Origin of the sequence: Vibrio sp. 2017_1457_13, from assembly GCF_030851525.1 — a bacterium.
GTDB lineage: Bacteria > Pseudomonadota > Gammaproteobacteria > Enterobacterales > Vibrionaceae > Vibrio > Vibrio metschnikovii.
Genome location: NZ_VHTA01000002.1, coordinates 155,658 through 179,479 on the forward strand (window position 1 = coordinate 155,658; position 23,822 = coordinate 179,479).

Here is a 23,822-nt window from a genome sequence, read left to right on the forward strand (position 1 = left end):
AAAAAAACAAACAGCTTGAATCATTAATTGGCATATTATTCAATCAATTAGTCGAAAGATTATTATTGATTCATGGTATTATCATCAATCTAACTTGCTAGGCTAAATCTGCCATTAAAGACGCTGATGAGAACCTCTCTTTAGGCTATTAACGTAGTCCGCTCACCAACCGTTGTGTGAGTGTATTCATCACTTATTAAAATGAAAGGTTATATATTACCCATGGCTACCATTAAAGATGTTGCAAAAGCTGCGGGCGTTTCCGTTGCTACCGTTTCCCGCGTACTCAATAAATCCCCGAAAGCCAGTCAAGCGTCAATCCACGCCGTTACAGAAGCAATGAATGCTCTCGGTTATCGACCCAATGCGGCCGCTCGTGCTCTTGTTAGTCAGAGCACAAAAACAATGGGCGTCTTAGTATCAGATGTCTCTGATCCCTTTTTTGGTACTTTAGTCAAAGCCGTCGATACCATTGCCCGAGCAAATGGTAAACACATATTGATCGGTAATGGATACCATAACCCCAATGATGAGCGCCAAGCCTTAGAGTTACTCATCAACAACCGTTGTGATGCACTCGTGGTGCATGCTAAAGGCTTATCTGATGAGGAGTTGATTGGTTACGCCAAAGAGGTCAAAGGTATGGTTCTGATTAATCGCTATATCCCAGAACTAGCCGAGCGCTGTATTTCACTCGATAACCGCAAAGGAGCATTCTTAGCAACGGAATATTTACTTCGTCATGGTCATCGAAAAATTGCTTGTATTGCCTCCTCACAAGACATTGAAGATACCGATGAACGTCTACAAGGCTATCAAGCCGCGCTCAGTGACTATGGTATTGAGCTACCTAAAAGCTACATCGAGTACGGCACCCCTAATAGCGATGGCGGCGAGCTCGCTATGACTAACCTATTAGCAAAGTCATTAGAGATCACGGGAGTCGTCGCCTACAACGATTATATGGCAGCAGGCGCATTGGTGACCTTAGAACAAAATGGGATTGACGTGCCGAATGAGATTTCTATCATTGGCTTTGATGATGGATTAATTGCACGTTTTGTTCATCCAAGTCTTACTACGATTCGTTATCCTATTGAGATGATGGCTGAACGCGCCGCTCACTTAGCTTTGGCATTATCACGTGATGACGTGATTGAAGAAGAAACAGCGATATTCACCCCAACTCTCGTACGTAGAAACTCTGTCGAACGCTGCTGATCAGCAATCTAATCACGATAAAAAGCCCGCACTGTTTGTTGAGCGGGCTTTAACGATAAACCGTTGTCGGTATCTAGCTCAATGCTTCATGTGGTTTCACAGACTTAACATCTACACCTTCTGCAAATTCACCTCGCTGCAGCTTCTCTCGTAAAATTGCGTGTTGATCTTCGGTAAATGTATAGCGGGACATAATGAAGATGCGCACTAATGCTCCTAACGCTGGTAGCAATGCAATACAGAAAAATATTCCATTCAGCGCCATTTCTGTTTGTTCTACATTGGGTACATAACCGATCATCGTTAAGATTACCCCTGTTAAACCACCAGCTACAGCAACAGAAAGTTTACCAGTAAAGGTCTGTCCCGAAAAAGTAATCGCGGCGGTCCGTTTACCACTATGGTAGTAAGAATATTCGACCGTATCAGCTATCATTGCTGAGATAAGAGGGTTGGTCATCATAAAGATCCCCGTTATTACCGCTAACCATATCATCACAGCAGTTGGATTGGTGTACCCAGTTAAATAGAATCCAATACGAGCGATGATCTCTAAAACACACAGCGCAATAAAAATGTCACGTTTTTTGAAACGCTTCGTTAATACAGGTGTAGCTAAACATGCAATCGCACTAACCAAAGTAATCGATCCAATCAAAGAGACTAATCCAGCATCACCCATGTTGTAAGTGAAAAAGAAAATGTACAGTCCGTTAACTAGGTTGAAGAATACATTCATAAAAAATGCAGCCAAAATAAAAAATAGCGGCTTGTTCTTACGAACGGCTTGGAAAGTTTGTTTTAACGTGACTTTTTCGCAGTTTTTCGTCGAGATTCGTTCTTTAGTGTTGTAAAAGCCGTTCAACATAAAGAGTAAACCCGCAATCATCAGTACAATTACTGCTGGTAAGTACCCCTGATCTGCACGGCCATCAGAGAAGTATACACTCAGTTTCGGAAACACAACCAAAGTCGCGCCGATACCCGCATTTACCCCTAACATGGCACAGGTTGCCGCTTTTGCTCGCTCTTGTGGTTCATCCGTCATAACAGAAGACATAGACCAAAAGGGCACATCAGAAATGGTGTAAAGCGTCCCCCAAAGAATGTAAGTGATACCGGCGTACACCACTTTTGTCGATGTATCAGCATCGATGTTGTAGAACGCCGCGACCGTGACCAAAACAATCAGAATCGGCGTAAACAACATGTAAGGGCGGAATTTACCGAAGCGAGATTCAAGTGTGTCCATGTATCCGGCAATAAGCGGGTCATTGACTGCATCCCAAACTCGAGCAATCAAAAAAATCGTACTTGCTGCAATCGGTGAAATCCCCAAAATATCGGTATAGAAATAGAGAATAAAAGAGCCGACTAGGCCAAAGCTAAAGCACTGGCCTACTCCGTAGCCGAAGTAAGACATCAGCTCCTTATTGGTAAGTTTGTTTTGTAGAGTAGTCATCGTTCACGTCTCAATTAAGTTAATTATAGGTTGGGCGCCGACCCATTTATCAAGGTCGGCTCACAGGCAATTAATCCACTTCTGCGAGTGTTTTAATTAATTGCACTTCGTTTACGTCATATGGCTGTCCTTGCTCATCAAGCAAATCGTGGAACCATTGACTCGCATAATTGGCATCGTTACGTTTGATCTCCGGCCAAGGAAGATGTGTTTGGGTTTTCCCTTTCACCAATCCCCATTGATAGCAGCCAATATTCTTCTGTTTGAAGATAGGAAGTTGTTCATGCAAGTACGATTGCGCGTGACGAGCAAGCCACTCAGTACACATCATTGGTCGGTTATATCTTTCAACAATCTCAATAGCTTGATGGAATAGATCGAGTGGTAAGTAAGCATGGAAAGTGATGATGTCTGACAGTTCCATCGCTTTTCGGTCGGTTGGATGTTCATAAATTGGTAAGCTTCGGTCAAGAATGCTTGGGGCATGCCAAGCACCAACCGTGAGTGGTTGAGTTGGGTGTTCTTCACGTGCCCACTCAAACGCTTTTTCCATCAAATCATGACTGAAGGTTTCCATCTCTTCGTCATAAGCTATCTCACCTGTGGTGGTGAAAATCATCCGATTGGTTGGCTCATTATAGAGATCCCAAATAACAATCCGAGAGTCATCTTTATAAGTAGCTATGATGTCGCGGATATAGGCTTCGACATCACCCCACATGGATTTATCCATTACCACATTACGGCCAGGGCTAGCCGCAGCTTGGCTGTTGTGCAAATCAGGTATCGGTGCTTTTTGGGCACCAAGATAGGGATGATCACCAGAGAAACCACAGTCATCCATAGGCGTCATCATTACTTTGATTTGATTGCGTTCGCAGATATCCAGAAAATGCTTAATTCGCGCATGTAAACCGTCACGATCCGCTTGCCAGACAATAAATGGTAAATTAGTACGTAAAGTGTTGTAGCCCACCTCATGTGCCCATGCTAACTCTTGCTCTATTATCTCGGGTGAAAAAGATTCCCCCTGCCACATCTCATTCCAATTTACTGCGGTACGCGGTAAATAGTTAAAACCACGTAACCAACCATGCTCTTTTTGCCATTGCCACGCTTTTTCTTCTGACCATCTTTTCATCTTGATTTCCTTAAAACTAAACCATTAATTAACTAATAATATTAGCTAATATATTAATTAATAATTTTATGGCTAGATGATAAGAGAAGAAACGTGGTGGGAGTCACAGCTTTTCAGGTGCTATAACCTACTTTTGTGATCTTAACCTTTAAAGGATGATCCGAACTTAATCTTTAGCTAATATCTTTAGCTAACGAAATTAAGTGGAAAATCAAAATGGTTAAGAAAATTACCATGGGTGACATAGCAGCAACGGCTGGAGTATCTCAGTCCACTGTATCGCTGGTATTGAATGGCTCAACCTCCGTAAAAATTGCTGAAGCAACCAAACGCAAAGTACTCGAAACCGCAGAGTTGCTGGGTTATAAAAGTAAAAAGGTCGCCCATGCTCTGGGGCGACCAAAAAAAATAGCACTAGTGATCAATGGATTAACTAGCTATGACCCATTTATCGATGCGATCAATACTGCAAGGGAAGAAGCTTGGTCAAATGACTATATTTTAGTGACGTTTAATTACAACCATGATGAGGTGTTGGCCAGTAAGATAGAATCGGAAATCAACAGTGGTGATTATGCAGGCTTAATCTACGCATCAAGTATGACACGAGAGTTGGAGCAGCAAAGGGTTGTAACCTTGCTCCCGACGGTATTGCTAAACTGCACCAACGAGGAAAATACTGAAACACCAAGTATTCTACCCGCCGATATGATTGGAGCTTATAAGGCCGTTTCGCACCTGACAATACAAGGCTATCGTCGCATTGCTATGCTATCTGGTGAAAGCTGGATGTTAGCCAGTAAGCAACGTGCTGATGGTTATCGTCAAGCACTCATTGATGCAGATATTATTCCTAACGCGGATTATCTAGTCGAAGCAAACTGGTCACTAAAAGAAGCCTATCAGCAAACATTAGTACTGATGAACATGAATCCTCGACCAGAAGCGATTTTCTGCAGTAGCGATTATATGGCGATGGGCTGCTATCAAGCGATAGCTGAATTAGGTTTGAAAATTCCACAAGATATCGCCGTAGTCGGTTACGATAATCAACAAATCGCCTCTGAGAGTTTCCCAGCATTGACTTCCGTTGAGCTACCTTACTCTGACATGGGTAAGCTTGCTGTCGAATCACTAATGGCATTGATTGAAAACCAACCCTTACTTACCAATAAACGTAAAGTGGAAGGTGAGCTTATCATTCGGACCTCTTCGACAAAACTAAAGAAAGTGGGCATCTAGCCCACTATGACAGCCCCAACATTGGAATATCAGTAATACGACAGTGGCAAATGTTAAAGATAACCTCTGTCTATCTTAAAGTGCTATCGTCCTTTCGCCTTATATCCCCGCTCTAAGATCGGGCGAGGGTTTACGACGAGATTGCTAACATTCAAATTGATAAATAGTCCGATGTTGGTAACGTTCCATCGGCATCAATATCCCTCGGTTACGTCCCCATTGTGGCTTGTTTGGGCCATCTGGAAAGTACTGTGTTTCTAGAGCAAGACCATCATAAGATTCATAGATTTTACTTGCACCAGGAGTGCCAGCTAAGAAATTACCCGAATAAAACTGGACGGCTGGTTTTGTGGTTTTAATCGTCATCACCACCTCTTTTTCTGGTGCAATAAGAATCGCGGCGGTAGATATGCCATCGGTCACTTCTGGTTCGAATACGAAGGCGTGATCATAACCACCAGCCATTTTCTGATCCTGCTCAGCAAGAAAGGTTTGACCAATCGGTTTGAGAGCAGTGAAATCAAAGCTGGTACCTAAAACCGACTTCTGCTCACCAAGAGGAATTAACCCCGCATCCGTAGGCAAATAATACTCCGCATGAAGCTGTAAAACGTGATCTAAACTTTTCGCACGGCTTGCCTCACCAGCCAAATTAAAGTAAGCGTGATTGGTTAAATTTACTGGTGATGCTTTGTCCGTCGTCACGTCATAGGAGATAGACAATTGATTGTCATCAGTGAGCTTGTAAGTCACACTAATATCGAGGTTACCAGGATAACCTTGGTCACCATCTGGCGATTGAAGCGAATAAACCACATGTTGAATACTTTGTTCCTCGACTTTCCAACGTCGTTTATCAAAGCCATCCAACCCGCCGTGCAGTGAATGGTCACCATTATTGATACCCGTTTGATACGATTTTCCATCTATCTCGAACTGGCCTTTCGCAATTCGGTTAGCAAAACGACCGACAATAGAACCAAAGTAAGCGCCTTGCTTCATGTGTTCAGCCATATTTGGCGAACGCAATAGTACTTCACGGCTCTCACCATTCACTGGTAGTGTGCAGCTCAACCACGTCGCGCCGATATCCATAAACGATGCGGTCATACCATTCGCGTTAATAAGATGAATCAAATTTGCGACTTGACCATCAAACGACGGCGTTTTAGCCATAGCTTGTTCTAGGAGTTCAAAGTGTGCGTTCATCAAATACCCTTACAAGACTTCAACTAAGCCAGCACCATCTTTGGCTTGGCACACATAAATTGACGCGGTTAAGCCTGTCGCTGCTTGATATTTTGCTTCAACCGTTGCTTTTACTGTATCGACCAGCGCTGGCGGAACGAGAGCAACAATACATCCCCCAAAACCACCACCCGTCATACGTACGCCCCCTTGAACACCAATCACGTCTTTGACCATCTCAACTAAGGTATCTATTTCCTGTACGGTGATTTCGAAATCATCTCGCATCGATGCGTGTGATTCCGCCATCAACTCGCCCATCCGCTTCATGTCGTGCGCCCGAAGAGCCTGAGCAGCAGCCACCGTACGATCGTTTTCCGTGATGACATGACGAGCACGTTTTGCGATCATTTCATCCAGTTCAGCGATTTTCTCGTTAAACTGCTCAATCGTCACATCACGCAATGCTGCCACACCAAAGATTCGGGCCGCCTCTTCACATTGCTGACGACGAGTGTTGTATTCGCTATCAACCAAACCGCGTTTTTTATTTGAGTTAATGATCATAACCGCCATATCTTCTGGCATCGATACCGCTTCAGTGTCTAGACTACGACAATCTAATAGCATGGCATGATTTTCACGTCCTTCAGCCGAAATCATTTGATCCATGATGCCACAATTACAACCGACAAATTCGTTCTCTGCTTGCTGGCCGTTTAACGCAATGTCTGCTTGACTAATTTCGAGATTGAACAGCACCTTAAACGTTTGACCAATAACTACCTCCAATGCTGCAGATGAACTCAAGCCGGCACCTTGAGGTACGTTGCCACTCACTGAAATATCTGCGCCAGTAAACTGGTATCCGCGAGCCAACAGACACTTCACCACCCCACGAATGTAGTTGGCCCACATTTTGTCTTGTTGGAAGAGAATGTCTTCAGTGATATCAAACTCATCAATCTCGTTACCGTAATCCACTGATACCACGCGCACGAGGTTATCCGTACGCTTTGCTGCCGCCACCATCGTTTGATAATTAATGGCACATGGCAGGACAAAACCATCATTGTAATCGGTATGTTCACCAATTAAATTCACACGACCAGGTGCTTGGACAATATGGCTAGGTGAGTAACCAAACACTTGCGCAAAAGACGCTTTCACATTTTGAATTAGATCAGACATAGTAAATTCTCAAACGGTTTAATTCTCTAATCGCAGCGTAAATCTCAAGCCACGATTATCACATCCCTTAACTAGGTAGAGCTTCAACAATAATCAAAATTATTGTTCTTTATAGTGCACATCACTGACATCGCGTAGTCGCTGCGCAGCTTGCTCAGCAGTTAAATCACGCTGGCTTTCTGCTAGCATTTCGTAACCGACCATAAATTTACGAATAGTAGCACTGCGCAACAATGGAGGATAAAACAGCGCATGCAATTGCCAATGTTCGATGTTGGTGCCCGGTTCAAAAAACGGCGCGTAGTGCCAACCCATTGAATAAGGGAAAGAGCATTGAAAAAGATTATCGTAACGACTGGTGAGTTTTTTGATGGCAACAGCAAGATCATCACGTTGTTCACCGCTGAGTTCACTCATACGACGAATATGCGCTTTCGGTAGCAACATCGTTTCGAATGGCCATGCTGCCCAATAAGGTACTACCGCAAGCCAGTGTTCCGTTTCAACGACGGTTCGCGATCCATCAGCTCGTTCAGCCAGTGCATAGTCGACTAACAAGTTAGTGCCATGTTCTTGGTAGTACGCCTTGAGATGATGCTCTTTACGCTCGATTTCATTGGGTAAAAAACTGTTCGCCCAAATTTGACCATGTGGGTGCGGCTGAGAGCAGCCCATTGTCTCGCCTTTATTTTCAAACACTTGAACCCATACGTACTCTTTACCCAAGGTTTCGATTTGCTCGTTCCATGTGTCAATTACGTTGCGAATTTTATTAACGGGTAGCTCTGGCAGCGTTTTGCTATGGTCAGGAGAGAAGCAAATCACTCGACTTAAACCACGGACGCTTTGCGTTTTGAACAGTGGATTGTCCGACTCTGGCGCATCTGGAGAATCCACCATCAATGCAGCAAAGTCGTTACTGAATACGTATGTGTCCTTGTAATCTGGATTGATATCGCCCGAGATACGCTCGTTAGTCGGACAAAGAAAACATTTGTCATCATAATTTGGCAACTCATCAAGCGCTGGCTTTTCGTCAGCACCACTCCAAGGACGTTTTGCACGATGGGGGGAAACCAAAATCCATTGCCCCGTCAACGGGTTGTAACGGCGATGAGGATGATCCACAGGATTAAATTTGATATTTGACATCTGACTTACTCAACTTTTAAAGATTCTTCAAATTGAGCTTCCCAACAGCGTGAGAAGCACAGTAAACAGCAATGTGTTCAATTATGCTAAGAATAGCCATTCGGATTTTTAACTTGCCAGTGCCACGTATCCGCCGTCATTTCAGCTACGTTACGCGTCGCTCTCCAGCTCAATTCACGCGCCGCTTTCTCTGTACTCGCCCAGCACTGAGCAATATCACCCGGACGACGTGGGCATGTTTGATAAGGGATTGGTTTGCCGCAAGCCTCACTGAAAGCGTTAACCATCTCAAGTACGCTAGAACCTTTACCCGTACCTAAGTTGTAAATGTGCAACCCCGATTTCTCTCCCACAGACTGAAGTGCCGCAAGATGTCCATCGGCCAAATCCATCACATGAATGTAGTCACGCACACCTGTACCGTCTGGAGTTGGGTAGTCGTTACCAAATAGAGAGAGTTTTTCTCTTCGACCTACCGCGACTTGTGCAATAAACGGCATCAAATTATTGGGAATACCTTGCGGATCCTCCCCCATCAAGCCCGATGGATGTGCGCCGACCGGATTGAAGTAACGCAGCAAGGTAATGCTCCAGTCGTTTTCAGCGTGGAACAGATCACTTAGGCACTGCTCCACCATGTATTTGCTACGACCATATGGATTCGTTGTTGATCCTGTTGGAGAATCTTCGGTGATAGGTACAATGTCTGGGTCACCATACACTGTCGCCGATGAACTGAAGACGAGACTTTTCACTCCGGCTTTACGCATACTACGCGTCAAGACCAATGAACCATTGACGTTATTATCATAATACTCAAGTGGTTTTGCCACCGATTCACCAACTGCTTTGAGGCCCGCAAAGTGAATCACTGCTTGGATATCATGCTGCGTGAAGACCGAATCTAAAAATGCCTCATCACGTATATCACCATGATAAAAGATAGGTTTCTTTCCTGTTAACGCATCAATTCGGTTTAACACTTCCACTTTTGCATTACATAAGTTATCGATGATAATCGGTTCAAGGCCCGCTTCAATCATCTGAACACAAGTATGGCTGCCAATGTAGCCCATCCCACCAGTAATCAAAACACTCATAAACCCTCTTACTCTTCAACGTTGCCTCAATGACATTCAGTCTATCAGTAGAGAGATCTATTTTTCTGTGATAAAAACCTCAAAGTGGTAACGTTTACACAAAATCATTCAAATGAAATAAAATAAACATTTAAATCTTCAATTTTAAAGACCAAAAATAGTGGTAACGATAACAATAGAAAGCCAAAAACCAAGATAGGGAGGCAAAAAAAAGCCCGATATGCAATCGGGCTTTCCAGCAAAACAGCACCACCTTTAGAAACCTAACGGTAATCCAAGTGTGAAAAAACCAATCAGTAATACTGTCCAAGAAACTAAGAAGGCAACAGAATAAGGGATCATCATCGCAATCACATCACCAAACGATAGCTCCGGTTTGTACTTACGCATAAAGGCTAAAATAACCCCAGCATAACTCATCATCGGCGTAATGATATTGGTTGATGAATCCGCAACACGATAAGCAGCAGCCACTAAATCTGGCGTCATATTCGGGTTTACTTGATAGAGCATTGGCACAAAAATAGGGCCTAATAGCATCCATTTCGAAGTTAGACCACCCACAAAGAGGTTAATCACCGCAGTGGTCAGCAAGAAACCAACAATCAATAAGATCGGGAATTTTTGCAGCCCAAGAGATTGCAAGAAAGTCGCACCAAGATAGGTAATATAAGTGCCAAGACCGGAATAGCTAAGTAAAGCCAAGAAGTTATAGCAGAAAAAGGTCAAGACTAAGATATAGCCCATGGTGTTCATCTGCTTAACCATCGCTTGTACAACGTCTTGCACTTTCTTGAATTTACCGCTCGCGACACCGAAAAACACACCAATAATGGTGAAAACTAAGGCAATCAATAAAATGACATTATTCAGGTACGGCGTCACTTCACGGCCAGAGGCATCGGTATAGGTTGCTAATGGACCAACAATCAGTCCCCACACCATTAATAGCGCAAGAATTAAACCCACTCCTGCAGCGCGTAATCCCTTTTGCTCTTTCTCAGTGACTTTAAAGTCATCTAAATTCAAGTCTTCGGGAAGCTGATAACTCATCTTTTCTAAGCGTGGAGTAACGAAACGTTTCGTCACCCAAGCACCAACAACGGCAAGCAAAATGGTGGAAACAAAAATAAAATAATAATGCATTGTTGCAGGATTAAGCGCCTCTCCCGCCGCATTCACAAACGGCACACCTTGCGCCTCAGCAAAGACTCGGGCATTAACGCCGATGATCACGTCTGAAGGCGTAGCTGGGATCAAGTTGGCACTAAAGCCGGCAGAAACACCCGCAAATGCCGCGCTCATACCGATTAGTGGGTTTTTACCTAAACCAGCGTAAAGCATACCAGCTAAAGGAATTAAGACTAAATAACCAGCATCACTGGCGATCGAACTCATGATCCCTAAAAAGACCAGTAGCAAAGGTAACCAACGATCACTGATTTTAGTGCCAACTCGTTTGATCACGGTGCTCAATAAACCGGAATGCTCGGCAATGCCGACACCAATCATGACGATCAGAATGACACCCAATACACCGCCACCAAAGGCTAGCCAGTTTTGCAATAACGCATTATCAAACACCCAACGCACGTGCTCGGTTGCCAGCATGTTTTTAATGCTGTGCGTGGTACTCGCGCCATCCGCCCCCGTGGTTACAAACTGCACACCGTTCATCACCCCAGTGAGGAGTAAGCAGACAGCAAATAGCACCATAAATATCACAATAGGGTCTGGGATTTTCTGTCCCGCAAGGGCAATAAAACGCAGTACACCACGGCCTTGCGTTGATTCCTTATCCGCGATTTCACTCATTGATTTCTCTATCCTTATGTCATCCATTAATCATTGCCATGCTCAAACTACTTAGCGAAACACTCTATATCGACCTCAATCATCACTATATATGAGGAAAAATAGCCATGTTTTACGCTACCATCACAGTAAGTAGAAAGAGAGTGAGCTGAGTTATTGCGATGAGCTGAGTGGCTATCTCAATAGACAAATGGTGGCTATTGTCCATCAGCTCAGCATATATCACCAAGTCAATTGCATTCAGCTTGGTAATGCTGCCGCAGAGTAAATCAAAAGTTAATGGGACATTTCAAGTATTATCGACCAATAAAGGGTAGAAAAGCTTAAAAATTAGCACTGATATCATTATTTGTTGAAGAATCAGATAAAAAGAAAGGAGAAAGAGTCAGTATCGGGCTTAACTTTTGTATCGAATGATCCTCTTCAATAGTGGCTCGATTAACGTTGAATCGTCTAGTTAACGATTTAGGGTGTTCTGAATGGCAGCCACTATCGCTCGTCGATGACCTAATGCGTGACGACTAAAAACGGCGCAGCCATAACTAGGCACTGCGCCGCGGGTTTATCTCACAAACCATAAACACGTTGTGATTATTAACCTTTACTATCTGCCTGCCCTTGGGGGTTGGTCACAGAAAGGGTTTTACCTTGGAGCTCTTTAGGTAAAGCAAGCGTGAACGATTCCCACATCGGCATACGGCGGCACATATCTTGTTTAACGCGTATCACTGATACCGTTGCTGCTTGTCGATGAATTGAATCGATTTGTAGCGCAAAATGATCTGCTTGACTGCATCCATTACCTAGCGCTTCAAAGGCGATATGATTGGGGTTGACTTGATAACTCAGTAGAGGAATTTTATCTCCAACCACTGGGTCAGTTGCTGCACTCTCAGCGCCGCTGCAAGCGCTCAATATGAATACTAATAATGTACTGAATACGACTCTTATCACACTCTTACTCCTTTACGAAAACGTAACCAACCGAGTAAGCCTAACCCAAATAAAGACCAACCGATACTGCCGCCTGAACTAGAAGAAGGCAAGGCTGGTTTATCACGTTCAAACACTAAGAAAAATGATAATTTTTCATTATTCGAGCGATTAGTCGTTACCACTAACTGTTGTACCTCGCGAGTATCATCCCGTTGAGTAAACAGTTTTTTTGAGGTTGATGTGAGACGGATACTACACCTATTAGAAGGTTCCAAAATCGCATCAATACAAGTATTGGTTGTTATGGTGAGCTTGGAATCAGGATCAAGTTCTATATCAAGAATAGATAATGCCGTATCAGAGGTATTCTCTATAACAAGCTCTTCTTCTACGGTTGGTTGAGTCACTTTACGATAAGTATATTGGGTATAACTGATACCCGATTCTTTTATCTCGGCGATCCAATCTTGAAAATAAGCAACATTAGCATAAACCCCATAAGCGTTTGGCTGGGCACAGCCATCTCCCCAACTCACCACACCCACCTGCTCAATGCCACCATTATGGCTGTACACTAATGGACCACCGCTATCCCCTTGACAAGAATCTTTTCCACCTTCCAAAAAGCCAGCACATATATCACTATCTGTAATATTGTTATAGCGCTTACCTAAATTCTGACAACTTGAACGCGGCACATAAGGTAAGTTAACTTGATGCAAGATATTAGGATAACTATTTATCTTTGTGGTTAGTTTCCCCCAGCCCATCACCGTTAACATAGTTCTTTCTGATATCTCGTTGTTCTTATACCCTGTCGCCAACTTAACGGTTGGTAAATTTGGTTGGCTAATCAACTCAATCAAAGCAATATCCTTGACATGAGTGAGCCTGTTATAAGCAGGGTGAATATAGATAGCCCTCACTTCTTCGGCTTGACCTTGTGTACTGGATTTCGATAAATCGTAAATACCAATATGCACATGAAAATCATGGCTTCTTTTATTATCTATACAATGAGCTGCGGTTAAAACAAATCCTTGCCCAATATAACTCGCCCCACAAAACTGTCCTTTATAAGTATTAATTGCATTGTTTTTGACTAATGCAGTCATAAAAGGCCAATCATTTTCTGATGACTTTTCACCACCAATAATACGGAGAGATAACTCATCGAATCGATCATATCGACTTGCTGTTTCTGCGTTGACGTGAAACGGTAAAGCTGTGCTCAAGAGCCAAAGATATATCATCTTACGCATTTATGTACTCCACAATCATGTAATTGACTATATAGCGTGATTTCCCCAACCAATCAACGACAGAACCATTATTAGCCCCAAAACATAGCTTTCACCTATCAATAGGATAGACACAAGCAATTTTCCTTTATCAACTCAAAGTGGGAATATACTTACCGAGCGCAACACATTGCGAAATCAAAAACTTACAGAAAAGGAAAGTAAAGAATGATTAACACTCAAATCAAACCATTTAACGCAACTGCATACAAAAACGGTGAATTCGTAGAAATCACAGAAAAAGACGTTCTCGGTAAATGGGCCGTGTTCTTCTTCTATCCAGCTGACTTCACGTTTGTTTGTCCAACCGAACTTGGTGACCTTGCTGATCACTATGAAGAGTTACAAAAACGTGGTGTAGAAGTGTTCTCTGTATCGACTGACACTCATTTCACTCACAAAGCATGGCACGACAGTTCTGACACGATCGGCAAAATCAACTACTACATGGTGGGCGACCAAACTGGCAACATCACCAACAACTTCGGTGTGATGCGTGAAGGTCAAGGCCTAGCAGACCGCGCGACTTTCGTTATCGATCCAGAAGGTGTTATCCAAGCGATGGAAATCACCGCTGAAGGTATCGGTCGTGATGCACAAGATCTAATGCGTAAGATCAAGGCGGCTCAGTATGTAGCTTCTCACCCAGGTGAAGTGTGCCCTGCAAAATGGAAAGAAGGCGAAGAAACGCTAGCGCCATCTTTAGACCTTGTAGGCAAAATCTAATTCTAATTAACGCTGATAGCGAACCTGTGGCGTTAAACCACATCCGCAAGCACAGACGTTAATCGATTAAGAGCAGGCTGGGTGTTTTACTCTGACGACCTAAATGCCTAGCTTGCTCTCTCTTGACAATATTCATCCAGAGTGGCCATTTTTTTCAACGTATTCGACAAGGTGTTTCTATGTTAGACCAAGCGATTAAACAACAATTAAAACAATATCTCAGTAATCTGAAACAAGACGTCCGTTTAGTGGTCAGCCTCGATGAAAGTAAAGCAGCGCAAGACATTCTTGCCTTGGCTAATGAAATTGCTGAACTCAGCCCATTAGTTTCGGTCGAGCGTGACGATAATGCCAGTGCGCGTAAACCTATTATGACGGTCAGTAACCCAGACAAAGCAACCCAATTAAGTTTTGCTGGTGTGCCTATGGGCCATGAATTTACTTCTTTAGTTCTTGCCCTGCTTCACTCTGGCGGCCATCCAATGAAACTGGAGCCAGAAGTCATTGAGCAAATTGCCCAGTTAGACAAAACATTAGACGTAGAGATTTTTATTTCACTGTCTTGCCAAAACTGCCCCGATGTCGTGCAGGCGTTCAATATGATGTCGGCAATTAATCCTGATATTCGCACCACAATGATCGATGGTGCTCTATTCCAAGATGAAGTCAAACAGCGCGACATTATGGCGGTGCCAAGCGTATTCGTAAACGGCGAGCTGTTTGGCCAAGGACGCATGAGTCTAACTGAAATTTTGCATAAGTTAGACGATGGCGCCGCCGAAAAAGCAGCGGCCAGCCTCAATGAGAAAGCCCCTTACGACGTATTGGTGGTTGGCGGTGGTCCAGCTGGTGCAGCAGCAGCGATTTACGCGGCTCGTAAAGGCATTCGCACCGGTATTGTTGCTCAGCGTCTTGGTGGTCAAGTCATGGATACTATGGCTATCGAAAACTTTATCTCGGTCAAACATACTGAAGGTCCGAAGCTTACCGCTAACCTAACTGAGCATTTAAAAGAGTACGGCGTTGATATTATTACTGAACAGCAAGCCGATAAATTAATGGGCGCAGAATTTACCGATGATGGACGTATTCATGTCGGTTTACAAAGCGGTGCTAGCCTTAAAAGTCGCAGCGTGATTTTAAGCCCAGGTGCTCGCTGGCGTGAAATGAACGTACCAGGAGAGCAAGAATATCGCAATAAAGGCGTGGCTTACTGCCCACACTGTGACGGCCCATTATTTAAAGGCAAAAGAACCGCAGTGATCGGTGGTGGTAACTCAGGTATTGAAGCGGCGATTGACTTAGCGGGTATCGTTGAGCATGTTACGGTACTGGAGTTTGCTGATACTTTGCGCGCAGACCAAGTATTGATCAACAAAGCTAACTCATTGCCAAACGTTGATATCATCACGATGGCGCAAACCACTGAAGTGATCGGTGACGGTACCCGAGTGACCGGATTGAACTACAAAGATCGTCATACTGATGAAATTAAACACATTGAATTATCGGGGATCTTTGTGCAAATCGGTTTAGTACCGAACACTGAATGGCTGAAAGACTCAGCGGTTAACTTATCACCGCGTGGTGAAATTGAAATCGGTAGTCGTGGTGAAACCAGCCTTGAGGGGGTATTTGCTGCTGGTGATGCAACAACGGTCCCTTATAAACAAATCATCATTGCGATGGGCGAAGGAGCTAAAGCCAGCTTAGGCGCTTTTGATTACTTGATTCGCCAACAGAACTAATCTTGGCTTAACACAACCAATATGACTCTTACGACGCGGCTGACTCCTTTTCTAGGTCGCTGTCGTGAGAGTCTTTTTTTGTCATGAATTCAATAACGATCTGGCTTTTAGTCTAATTTTTAGCAGAAAAGCTCAGTATCAACCTTTACCGACTGCTAGTCATGCTGATGATACGAACAAAATCTCCGCGCTTAGCGCTTTATTGATACGTTTAGGTTGACATTTTAGCGTAACTTTTTAGCATGAGGTTTTTCCTTGATGAGAAATTTTTCATGTCAGACACGACTCAAACTGAAGCACCGATCGTTAATTTGGATACCGTATCCCCTGAACTGCGTCAGGTGATTGAATTTGACCAAGTACCCGAGCAAATGTACAACATGGTGGCTTCAATTCATGAAGTCTCAGAAGAGGTCGTTAGAGAAGCATGGAATAGCCTTCCTGCTAGTGCGCAAAACATTCTTGATAACTTTGAGCAGTTCCATGCACTGATCTCAGTAAGCCAAGCGTTTGCCGGCGTCAATGTAATGGAAGAGTTTCCGACACTAAAATTACCTAAAGACATGAGTGAGCAAGACAAAGAAGAGTACCGCGCCGAATTGCTCGATCAAGTCTTACATAACTGTGTTAAAGACATGGTCAAACAAATCAAAAAAGCCCGTCGTGATCCTATTTTAAAACGTGATTTTAAAGACGTGTTTGTTAAATAGTTCAATAACCATTGATACCTAGCTCGCCGTTATCTAACCGTAATCGCGAGCTTTTTTATTTTCTAAACACTCACGTTATTTCGCTTCACCTATAGACCATCCCTAATAGCCTGTTGTCATCCCTTCTGGTTTCTTTTATTTCGTCATTATCGACATAGCCTATACTCATCTAATAAGCCGTTTCTCCTATCATTAATATAAATAAACGCGCAATAGAGCGAACAATTACCAACCAACACCTTCAAACGCGCATTAAATATGATCCATATCAAAAAATCACACGTAACAACTGCCAATCTCGACCATTTAATGGTTTCATACGAACATTAAAAGACAAAAACGAACACAAAGGCCATCAAAATGAAACAACAGCACAGTTCAACGCAATTTAACGAACACCAAGTGTTAGATATTATCGTGGTGGGTGGCGGCATTAATGGTGCCGGTATCGCCGCCGACGCCGCTGGGCGTGGTTTAAAAGTCGGGCTCTATGAAGCACAAGATTTTGCCAGCGCTACCTCGTCAGCCAGCTCAAAGCTAATCCACGGTGGCCTACGTTATCTCGAACATTATGAGTTTCGTTTAGTGAGTGAAGCATTAGCCGAACGCGAAGTCTTACTTAAAAAAGCACCGCACATTGTCACACCGATGCGTTTTCGTCTTCCTCATCGCCCGTTTCTTCGCCCGGCATGGATGATTCGTGCGGGTCTATTCCTGTATGACAATTTAGGCAAACGCACTTCACTGCCGGGGAGTAAAAAAGTCGCCTTGCAGGCAGGCAGCGTAATGAAACCTGAAATGTCGGTCGGTTTTGAATATTCTGATTGTTGGGTAGACGACGCTCGATTGGTGATACTGAATGCGATGCAAGCTAAAGAGCTCGGCTCGGAAGTGATCAATTATTGCCGAGTAGAAAAAGCCACTCGTGAACATGATATCTGGTCTGTTACGCTCTTTGATGAGCGAACGCAAACCCGTTTTGTGCGTAAAAGCCATGCCTTAGTCAATGCTACCGGACCTTGGGTTAAGCAATTTTTAGATAACAATATCCAAATCGATTCGCCCTATGGCATTCGTCTTATCAAAGGCTCACACATCATTGTGCCAAAAATTCACGATGAGCCGCAGTCTTATATCTTGCAAAATGAAGATAAGCGTATCGTATTTGTTATCCCTTATTTGGGTAAGTATTCAATGATCGGCACCACAGACGTTGAGTATAAAGGCGATCCAAGACAAGTCACGATTTCAGCAGAAGAGCGTCAGTACCTGATTGATATCGTCAATAAGCATTTTGCGAAAGAGATTGCTGTCAGTGATATCGTCTCTGAGTTTAGCGGTGTGCGGCCTTTATGTGATGATGAATCAGACTCACCACAAGCGATTACTCGTGATTACACCTTATCTCTCGACCAACACGGTGATGAAGCCCCGCTACTGTCGATTTTTGGTGGTAAGCTGACCACCTATCGTAAATTGGCCGAATCAGCAATGAAGCAGCTTGCGCCCTTCTTCCCACAGATGAAACCAAGTTGGACAGCACAATCTGCTTTACCGGGGGGGGAAGCCTTTGCACGCGATAAGCTACTGGCCAAACTGCAACAACAGCTGCCATTTGTCAATCAAGCAATGTTAGAGCGCTGGGTCACTAACTATGGTACGCGCTGTAATACCATGCTTGATGGCGTGCAAAACCAAGCGGATTTAGGTATTCAATTTAGTGATGACTTGTATCAAATCGAAGTCGATTATTTGATTGAACATGAGTATGCACAGCAAGCGGATGATATCTTCTGGCGTCGTACTAAATTAGGTATCGATCACGATGTGACCTGTGTTGAACAAGTAACACAATATTTAACCGCTAAGGCAGAGGCAGACACTAGCCAACGGGCCGTTGGTTAAGCCCCTTCAATACAGACAACCATGATTGAACCACCGCCTTACGCGGTGGTTTTTTATGCGATGAATTTATTTACTGTTCCGAAGGACGCAACTGCTCTAACTGCTTCTTAAACAGTGCTGGCATGGTGTATAAAAGCAGTAAGCGAATGGCATGATTGACCATCACAAAAGCGGGTTCTAAACCGAGTAGTAACGCCACCGCGGTCATCGCTTCAACACTACCGGGCACCCAAGATAACAGTAACACTAACCAACTCATATCCAGTAGATGGGCAGCAATCCAAGATACGCCTACAGCAACCATTAAGCCAATCAGGGTGACTATCACCCCAGCTTTAGAATAAGAAGCCGCTTCACGCAATGTCGTTTCTGCCAAACGCACGCCAATTAACACTCCCAATAACGCGGTAGCAAATAGCACCAAATTGATCGGTACCGCAAAAGAAAATGTAGGGACGAAACTATTAAAGGCAGCAGCGATCAGTAATGAGGCCAACATATAGGGGGCGGGAATGCCCAGCTTTATCGAGAGTTTGCCACAAAGCATACTTAGGCCAACAATAGCCCCTAACATTAACCATTGTTCACTGCCCATCAACGGATGACTAACCGCGATACGGGTACCATTAAGGGAAATGACCCCCGCTAATAGGATTAAAATAATTAACCGAACTGAATGAGCATAAACCACTTTACTCGATGGCTTACTCCCCGACTCACTGATCACCAGTATCGCCGCCATCGCACCGGGAATGGCGCCCAATAATGCTTCAAACGGGTGCCAACCTTCCCGTTTATGTAGCCACCAAAAACCGCCGCCCGTCTGTAACAGTAGGCAGACCATTAATCCAGCCACTACCGAGACATTCAGGGTTTGCCCTAACTCAATCAGCGAAATCGTCGCCCCAACACTGATCCCCAATATCACCTGCACAAACATCAACAGACTTTTTGGTAAATTCAATGTTATCTGCGCTTGCTTACGCAATAGCACCACCACGATAGCCGCGATAAATAACTCGCTTAACGGCAAGGAAAAAAAGCTTCCCACTAACATGGAGCACAAAGCAATTAGGGTAATCACCACTAGGTTAAAGCTTATTATTCGAGTGCACATACTGACTCCCACTTCACAGATAACACCGCCTATCACACGGCCATACTTGGATGAAAACGGCTCCAGCTCACAATCAACACCCCAGCGAAAGCTAGCCAAATCAAAGTCGATAAACTCAATGTCCAAAGCAAAGAGAAGTGATAGCTAAAATAATAAATCGCTAATAGATAGGCGGCATAAGGGATCAAGGAATAGAGGCCGAATAAAGCGGTTAAACGCAGGTCAGCCATGGTGCGCTCAGCGCCAATAATATAATGCGCAATCAAAGCGAAAGTCGGAAACAGTGGTACTAAACCAGCAATGAAAAAACTTTTACTCTTCGAGAGAAGAGCAATAATCAACACCGCTACTGCGCCCAGTAAGCATTTCAAAAACAGAGCCAGCATGGCATTCCTCTCTCATTTCAACGCGTTGCTTACTATAACCAGTTGTTACAAGATGTAAAGATTAAGTTCTCAACCCGTGAAAATCGACAGTTACACTTGAAAAGCTTTTAATTCAATCACGTTGCCTTCTGGATCTTCAATATAAATCGAACGCCCAAAACCTTGTGCGCCATAACGAGTGTCAAAATCAGAATGCGGAATCTCGTGCTGATCAAGAAACGCTAATAAAGCCGCCTCTTCGAGTGGAGAGACTTGCAGGCAAATATGCTCAACATTTCGGCCATCTTGTTGTGGCGCTTTACCGCCTAATTTACCCAGCTCACTGTCAACAGTAACGATATCAATTAAAGCTGAACCAGCTCGTAGCTGAATCAATCCCACTTCATCGGGTAAAGTGCGTTCTATAGGACAACCAAGCACGGTGCCATAAAAATAGAGCATCTTATCTAACTGAGTGGTGCGTAATACCACATGATCCAAACCATGGATGGTTAACATTATCTTCTCCTTATTACTATGTGTATTGGTTTTGCATCTAGAATTATGGTTCGCGAGTTAAGTTGAGTATAATCCGCCTCCTTATTTGACTAACCGTTATTTTCCATGAAGCTAAGCCAACGCCTACAACACATTGAGCAACTGATTACCCAGCCTTATGATCATATTTGGGATTGCTGTTGTGATCATGGTTGGTTGGGACAAGCGCTATTAACGCGCCAAGCGGCGAGCTGCATTCATTTTGTTGATATTGTCCCCGAGCTGATTGACGTGTTACGCCAGCGCCTTTCTCGCCACTACCCTAATCAAACTCAGTGGAGCGCCGACTGCATCGATGTAGCAAGGTTGCCGCTTGATAAGCATCATGGTCGTCATTTAGTGATCATCGCGGGTGTCGGTGGTGATTTAACCGCGGAGTTGGTGAGCAAAATCATCACGGCTCATCCAAACCAATCGATCGATTTTATACTTTGTCCGGTTTATCATACCTATCGCTTAAGACAACAGTTACGTCAGTTGTCCTGCCAGCTCTATCATGAAAGCCTTGTCGAAGACAACCGCCGCTATTATGAAGTGCTGTATATCGCAGCCCCATCTTCTACTGATAATAACGCACCAACGATCAGTCTGGTGGGCGACTCACTCTGGCAAGTCAAGACCCTCGCCGAATATCAGCAGGCGCAAAGATATTTAACCACATTACTTGGCCATTATCAGCGTGTTGAAAAAAGTCACCCTGAAAAAGCCGCGCCAATTGTCCGTGCTTATCACTCCGTTTCAATCAGGTTAGCAGAATGAAATATCAGCCCTAAACTCGGGGCATCGATAGCATGCGGTAACAAGCATAATAACGCCATTAACTCATTATGATTTCCCTACAGTTTGTCGGTGGTTGGTCATCGTATTTAGAGTTACACTGGATGAGTAATCTCTTCCCTCAGGCGATTTGATTTTCAAACCGCAGGGACAACTCACGATTAAGGAACCAAGATGATCAAGCAAGGACAATCTTTACCTGCGGCAACACTCAGCCAACTGACCGCAGATGGTATGGTTAATCATAATGTTCAAGAATTGTTTGCGGGCAAAAAAGTGGTCTTATTTGCCGTCCCAGGCGCATTTACCCCTACCTGTTCAGAAGCCCATTTACCTGGTTACGTGGTTCATGCCGATACTTTCAAAGCGAAAGGTGTTGACCTGATTGCCTGTGTTGCGGTTAATGATGCATTTGTAATGAAAGCATGGGGCGAAGCGCAAAATGCCTCTGAACTGTTAATGCTTGCCGATGGTGATGCCAGTTTTACCAAAGCTCTGGGCCTTGAAATGGATACTGCTGGCTTTGGTGGCATTCGCTCACAACGCTATGCGATGATCATTGAAGATGGTGTGGTCACCACCCTCAATGTTGAAGAAGCGAAAACATTCGAAGCCAGTAAAGCAGAAACCTTACTTGCGCTACTGTAATCAACGCCTAAGCCACCATTGATAATACTTATGGCCCCAAAACATAATGGGGCCAATTCATTTCTTTGGCTTATCGCTATTGTGCAAATGAATTTAATTACTCTCAAGCCTACAACTCCTTATACGGCTGACATACAATAACGCTTCCTTTTAATATTACATAAAGTCGGAGCGAGATAAGTGAGCGCAAAATATACCCATCTAGCCTGGCAACTCAACTGTGCAAGCGCAGCGGAAAAACTGGTGTTATTAATGCTTGCCGATAGCACCGATGATATGGGCTATGTGACAGTTAACCTAGAACATATGGGGCCACTCTGCTGCTTATCTACCTTTGGTTTAGCCGAATGTTTACGTTCTTTGTGTGAGCAGCAACGGCTTGAAAAAATCAAAGTAGACTATCGTCATGGTCATGAACTGCATATTTTCCAGATGCGAATTAGTGATCAAGAGCACCACCCTATGACGATGAAATCACCTGCACCTGCACCTGCACCTGCACCTGCACCTGCACCTGCACCACAGGAAAACTTTCCTAATCTGCCAAAGCAAGCGTTACAATATCGCAATAACTCATCTAATTTACTGCAAGGGAACGCGATTGCGACTCATGATTTGGATGAGAGTGAAATCCCTATGTGGGCAGAGCGGGCTTTTAAATTCTCTGGCATTAATAATGATCATCTATTAGTGTGGAAAAAATTTGTTCTCTGGCACAAGTCTAAAGCCAGCGAGCTATTAACCGTCGCCCGATTAGAAAACAAACTCCAGTATTGGTTGACCAACGAGAAACTCAATGAAAGACAGCAAGCGAAAACCTCTGAACATTCAGGAAATCGAGAGCAAACTACGGGAAATGGGTATAAACCAAAGCTTAGCCCATCTGAGCGCTTCCGACAGCAGCTTATCCAAAAAGGAAAAAAGCCCACCTTCTGAGCCCATCGTGGCCGATAGTGTTCATCCTGAGGAGCCTTCCGACTGGTGCTTACATGTTTTTGGCTCGTTCTTGAGTGTTTATGAAACTCAATGGGAATATCAGTATGGCAGTTTGCCTACAGGGAAATTTGTTGATTTCGCTGAATCGATTGACCCTAATAGTCTCAACCGAGTACTTAAACATTGTCATGAACGTATTCAGTTGGGCAATAGCTGGCCACCACAAATGGGCGAGCTTTGGGTGCTGCGTGATGCCCTTACTGCCGAAGAGCTACTCGACAGCCGGATCCGCGTACTCTCTCGCGAACCGGAGAATAATATTGAAAAATGGTTAGTTCAAAACAAGCTGTATGACTTAAAACGAGTGGCGGAAGCCAAGTTAGATCAACTGTTTAAGAAATATTATTTGGAAGCGAAAAGGCTTGAAGAAAAGGGGAAATTAGTCACTGAATTGCCTAATAATTTACTGCCGTCACATTCAGTGAAAAACGTTAATGATCTCAAACGGGAAGAGTATGAGCAACAGCACGGGAAAACGCTCAACCCACGTATTCAGCAGATCCTTAACAGCAAACGTTGAAGA

The 23,822-nt window shown here is 43.9% G+C and carries 22 protein-coding genes; 10 read left to right on the forward strand and 12 right to left on the reverse strand.

All coding sequences use genetic code 11. The features are described 5' to 3' along the window. The first annotated feature begins 222 nt into the window (after positions 1 to 222). A complete protein-coding gene (locus FKN88_RS03230) occupies positions 223 to 1,221 on the forward strand; it encodes a substrate-binding domain-containing protein (RefSeq protein ID WP_187984822.1) in 999 nt (332 codons plus the stop codon). A gap of 73 nt (positions 1,222 to 1,294) precedes the next feature. Here FKN88_RS03230 and FKN88_RS03235 read toward each other — a convergent pair whose 3' ends face one another. Together FKN88_RS03235 and FKN88_RS03240 are read right to left on the reverse strand one after the other, a co-directional pair. After that, the gene (locus FKN88_RS03235) at positions 1,295 to 2,644 is read right to left on the reverse strand and encodes an MFS transporter (protein WP_187984823.1); all 1,350 of its coding nucleotides are present in this window, start codon (positions 2,642 to 2,644) and stop codon (positions 1,295 to 1,297) included. A gap of 109 nt (positions 2,645 to 2,753) precedes the next feature. Beyond that, entirely contained in the window at positions 2,754 to 3,824 is a 1,071-nt protein-coding gene (locus FKN88_RS03240) for a cellulase family glycosylhydrolase (RefSeq protein ID WP_306687218.1), read from the reverse strand. A gap of 216 nt (positions 3,825 to 4,040) precedes the next feature. On the opposite strand from FKN88_RS03240, the gene FKN88_RS03245 reads away from it, so the two are divergent. After that, positions 4,041 to 5,066, forward strand: coding sequence for a LacI family DNA-binding transcriptional regulator (locus FKN88_RS03245; RefSeq protein WP_154171132.1), 1,026 nt, complete (start codon positions 4,041 to 4,043; stop codon positions 5,064 to 5,066). A 144-nt stretch (positions 5,067 to 5,210) separates the two neighbouring features. Here the strand turns inward: FKN88_RS03245 and galM are convergent, their stop codons facing one another. The 7 genes from galM to FKN88_RS03280 all read right to left on the reverse strand — a co-directional run bounded on the left by galM (position 5,211) and on the right by FKN88_RS03280 (position 13,710). Then, the gene (gene galM / locus FKN88_RS03250) at positions 5,211 to 6,275 is read right to left on the reverse strand and encodes a galactose-1-epimerase (protein ID WP_161429766.1); all 1,065 of its coding nucleotides are present in this window, start codon (positions 6,273 to 6,275) and stop codon (positions 5,211 to 5,213) included. 9 nt (positions 6,276 to 6,284) lie between these two features. After that, positions 6,285 to 7,445: a galactokinase gene (galK, locus tag FKN88_RS03255; protein WP_306687219.1), complete on the reverse strand. Its 1,161-nt coding sequence runs from the start codon at positions 7,443 to 7,445 to the stop codon at positions 6,285 to 6,287. A 99-nt stretch (positions 7,446 to 7,544) separates the two neighbouring features. Continuing rightward, positions 7,545 to 8,597 carry a UDP-glucose--hexose-1-phosphate uridylyltransferase gene (locus FKN88_RS03260; protein WP_154171133.1) on the reverse strand — a complete coding sequence of 351 codons (1,053 nt, stop codon included), beginning with the start codon at positions 8,595 to 8,597 and terminating at the stop codon, positions 7,545 to 7,547. Positions 8,598 to 8,683: 86 nt separating this feature from the next. Further along, entirely contained in the window at positions 8,684 to 9,697 is a 1,014-nt protein-coding gene (gene galE, locus FKN88_RS03265; RefSeq protein WP_154171134.1) for a UDP-glucose 4-epimerase GalE, read from the reverse strand. A 255-nt stretch (positions 9,698 to 9,952) separates the two neighbouring features. After that, entirely contained in the window at positions 9,953 to 11,512 is a 1,560-nt protein-coding gene (locus tag FKN88_RS03270; RefSeq protein ID WP_154171135.1) for an AbgT family transporter, read from the reverse strand. 594 nt (positions 11,513 to 12,106) lie between these two features. After that, complete coding sequence (locus tag FKN88_RS03275) at positions 12,107 to 12,466, reverse strand: hypothetical protein (RefSeq protein WP_050782746.1); 360 nt, start codon at positions 12,464 to 12,466, stop codon at positions 12,107 to 12,109. Beyond that, positions 12,463 to 13,710 (reverse strand): serine protease, encoded by a 1,248-nt coding sequence (locus FKN88_RS03280; RefSeq protein WP_154171136.1) that lies wholly within the window; start codon positions 13,708 to 13,710, stop codon positions 12,463 to 12,465. The genes FKN88_RS03275 and FKN88_RS03280 overlap by 4 nt, the downstream gene beginning before the upstream one ends. 207 nt (positions 13,711 to 13,917) lie before the next feature. On the opposite strand from FKN88_RS03280, the gene ahpC reads away from it, so the two are divergent. The 4 genes from ahpC (at position 13,918) to glpD (ending at position 18,838) form a co-directional block, all read left to right on the forward strand. Continuing rightward, complete coding sequence (ahpC, locus tag FKN88_RS03285) at positions 13,918 to 14,475, forward strand: alkyl hydroperoxide reductase subunit C (RefSeq protein ID WP_154171137.1); 558 nt, start codon at positions 13,918 to 13,920, stop codon at positions 14,473 to 14,475. Positions 14,476 to 14,654: 179 nt separating this feature from the next. Beyond that, positions 14,655 to 16,223, forward strand: a complete 1,569-nt coding sequence (ahpF, locus tag FKN88_RS03290; protein WP_161425390.1) for an alkyl hydroperoxide reductase subunit F — start codon at positions 14,655 to 14,657, stop codon at positions 16,221 to 16,223. Positions 16,224 to 16,495: 272 nt separating this feature from the next. Beyond that, complete coding sequence (locus FKN88_RS03295; protein WP_004396583.1) at positions 16,496 to 16,933, forward strand: DUF3069 domain-containing protein; 438 nt, start codon at positions 16,496 to 16,498, stop codon at positions 16,931 to 16,933. A gap of 360 nt (positions 16,934 to 17,293) precedes the next feature. Next, entirely contained in the window at positions 17,294 to 18,838 is a 1,545-nt protein-coding gene (gene glpD, locus FKN88_RS03300) for a glycerol-3-phosphate dehydrogenase (protein WP_306687220.1), read from the forward strand. A 70-nt stretch (positions 18,839 to 18,908) separates the two neighbouring features. Here glpD and FKN88_RS03305 read toward each other — a convergent pair whose 3' ends face one another. The 3 genes from FKN88_RS03305 to FKN88_RS03315 form a co-directional block, all read right to left on the reverse strand. Next, positions 18,909 to 19,955, reverse strand: a complete 1,047-nt coding sequence (locus tag FKN88_RS03305) for an AbrB family transcriptional regulator (protein ID WP_306687221.1) — start codon at positions 19,953 to 19,955, stop codon at positions 18,909 to 18,911. A 32-nt stretch (positions 19,956 to 19,987) separates the two neighbouring features. Then, positions 19,988 to 20,341 (reverse strand): GlpM family protein, encoded by a 354-nt coding sequence (locus tag FKN88_RS03310; RefSeq protein WP_154171138.1) that lies wholly within the window; start codon positions 20,339 to 20,341, stop codon positions 19,988 to 19,990. A gap of 90 nt (positions 20,342 to 20,431) precedes the next feature. Beyond that, positions 20,432 to 20,839 carry a VOC family protein gene (locus FKN88_RS03315; RefSeq protein WP_004396588.1) on the reverse strand — a complete coding sequence of 136 codons (408 nt, stop codon included), beginning with the start codon at positions 20,837 to 20,839 and terminating at the stop codon, positions 20,432 to 20,434. Positions 20,840 to 20,944: 105 nt separating this feature from the next. Between FKN88_RS03315 and FKN88_RS03320 the strand changes: the two genes are divergently transcribed. From FKN88_RS03320 to FKN88_RS03335, 4 genes are all read left to right on the forward strand, one after another. Further along, positions 20,945 to 21,637, forward strand: a complete 693-nt coding sequence (locus tag FKN88_RS03320) for a tRNA (adenine(22)-N(1))-methyltransferase TrmK (protein ID WP_154171139.1) — start codon at positions 20,945 to 20,947, stop codon at positions 21,635 to 21,637. Between the two features lie 192 nt (positions 21,638 to 21,829). Next, positions 21,830 to 22,303, forward strand: a complete 474-nt coding sequence (locus tag FKN88_RS03325; protein ID WP_154171140.1) for a peroxiredoxin — start codon at positions 21,830 to 21,832, stop codon at positions 22,301 to 22,303. A 180-nt stretch (positions 22,304 to 22,483) separates the two neighbouring features. Then, positions 22,484 to 23,239 (forward strand): hypothetical protein, encoded by a 756-nt coding sequence (locus tag FKN88_RS03330; RefSeq protein WP_217522904.1) that lies wholly within the window; start codon positions 22,484 to 22,486, stop codon positions 23,237 to 23,239. Continuing rightward, positions 23,160 to 23,819, forward strand: a complete 660-nt coding sequence (locus FKN88_RS03335) for a hypothetical protein (protein WP_040905069.1) — start codon at positions 23,160 to 23,162, stop codon at positions 23,817 to 23,819. The genes FKN88_RS03330 and FKN88_RS03335 overlap by 80 nt, the downstream gene beginning before the upstream one ends. Positions 23,820 to 23,822 lie beyond the last annotated feature (3 nt).

Excerpts from the sequence above, each read along its gene's own strand:
- FKN88_RS03335 (WP_040905069.1), top strand. The coding sequence starts at position 23,160 with ATGGGTATAAACCAAAGCTTAGCCCATCTGAGCGCTTCCGACAGCAGC.
- FKN88_RS03280 (WP_154171136.1), bottom strand. The coding sequence starts at position 13,710 with ATGCGTAAGATGATATATCTTTGGCTCTTGAGCACAGCTTTACCGTTT.
- FKN88_RS03235 (WP_187984823.1), bottom strand. The coding sequence starts at position 2,644 with ATGTCTTACTTCGGCTACGGAGTAGGCCAGTGCTTTAGCTTTGGCCTA.
- galM (WP_161429766.1), bottom strand. The coding sequence starts at position 6,275 with ATGAACGCACACTTTGAACTCCTAGAACAAGCTATGGCTAAAACGCCG.
- FKN88_RS03245 (WP_154171132.1), top strand. The coding sequence starts at position 4,041 with ATGGTTAAGAAAATTACCATGGGTGACATAGCAGCAACGGCTGGAGTA.
- FKN88_RS03305 (WP_306687221.1), bottom strand. The coding sequence starts at position 19,955 with ATGTGCACTCGAATAATAAGCTTTAACCTAGTGGTGATTACCCTAATT.
- FKN88_RS03310 (WP_154171138.1), bottom strand. The coding sequence starts at position 20,341 with ATGCTGGCTCTGTTTTTGAAATGCTTACTGGGCGCAGTAGCGGTGTTG.
- FKN88_RS03260 (WP_154171133.1), bottom strand. The coding sequence starts at position 8,597 with ATGTCAAATATCAAATTTAATCCTGTGGATCATCCTCATCGCCGTTAC.
- FKN88_RS03295 (WP_004396583.1), top strand. The coding sequence starts at position 16,496 with ATGTCAGACACGACTCAAACTGAAGCACCGATCGTTAATTTGGATACC.
- galK (WP_306687219.1), bottom strand. The coding sequence starts at position 7,445 with ATGTCTGATCTAATTCAAAATGTGAAAGCGTCTTTTGCGCAAGTGTTT.
- ahpC (WP_154171137.1), top strand. The coding sequence starts at position 13,918 with ATGATTAACACTCAAATCAAACCATTTAACGCAACTGCATACAAAAAC.
- FKN88_RS03325 (WP_154171140.1), top strand. The coding sequence starts at position 21,830 with ATGATCAAGCAAGGACAATCTTTACCTGCGGCAACACTCAGCCAACTG.
- FKN88_RS03320 (WP_154171139.1), top strand. The coding sequence starts at position 20,945 with ATGAAGCTAAGCCAACGCCTACAACACATTGAGCAACTGATTACCCAG.
- ahpF (WP_161425390.1), top strand. The coding sequence starts at position 14,655 with ATGTTAGACCAAGCGATTAAACAACAATTAAAACAATATCTCAGTAAT.
- FKN88_RS03230 (WP_187984822.1), top strand. The coding sequence starts at position 223 with ATGGCTACCATTAAAGATGTTGCAAAAGCTGCGGGCGTTTCCGTTGCT.
- FKN88_RS03315 (WP_004396588.1), bottom strand. The coding sequence starts at position 20,839 with ATGTTAACCATCCATGGTTTGGATCATGTGGTATTACGCACCACTCAG.
- galE (WP_154171134.1), bottom strand. The coding sequence starts at position 9,697 with ATGAGTGTTTTGATTACTGGTGGGATGGGCTACATTGGCAGCCATACT.
- FKN88_RS03270 (WP_154171135.1), bottom strand. The coding sequence starts at position 11,512 with ATGAGTGAAATCGCGGATAAGGAATCAACGCAAGGCCGTGGTGTACTG.
- FKN88_RS03240 (WP_306687218.1), bottom strand. The coding sequence starts at position 3,824 with ATGAAAAGATGGTCAGAAGAAAAAGCGTGGCAATGGCAAAAAGAGCAT.
- glpD (WP_306687220.1), top strand. The coding sequence starts at position 17,294 with ATGAAACAACAGCACAGTTCAACGCAATTTAACGAACACCAAGTGTTA.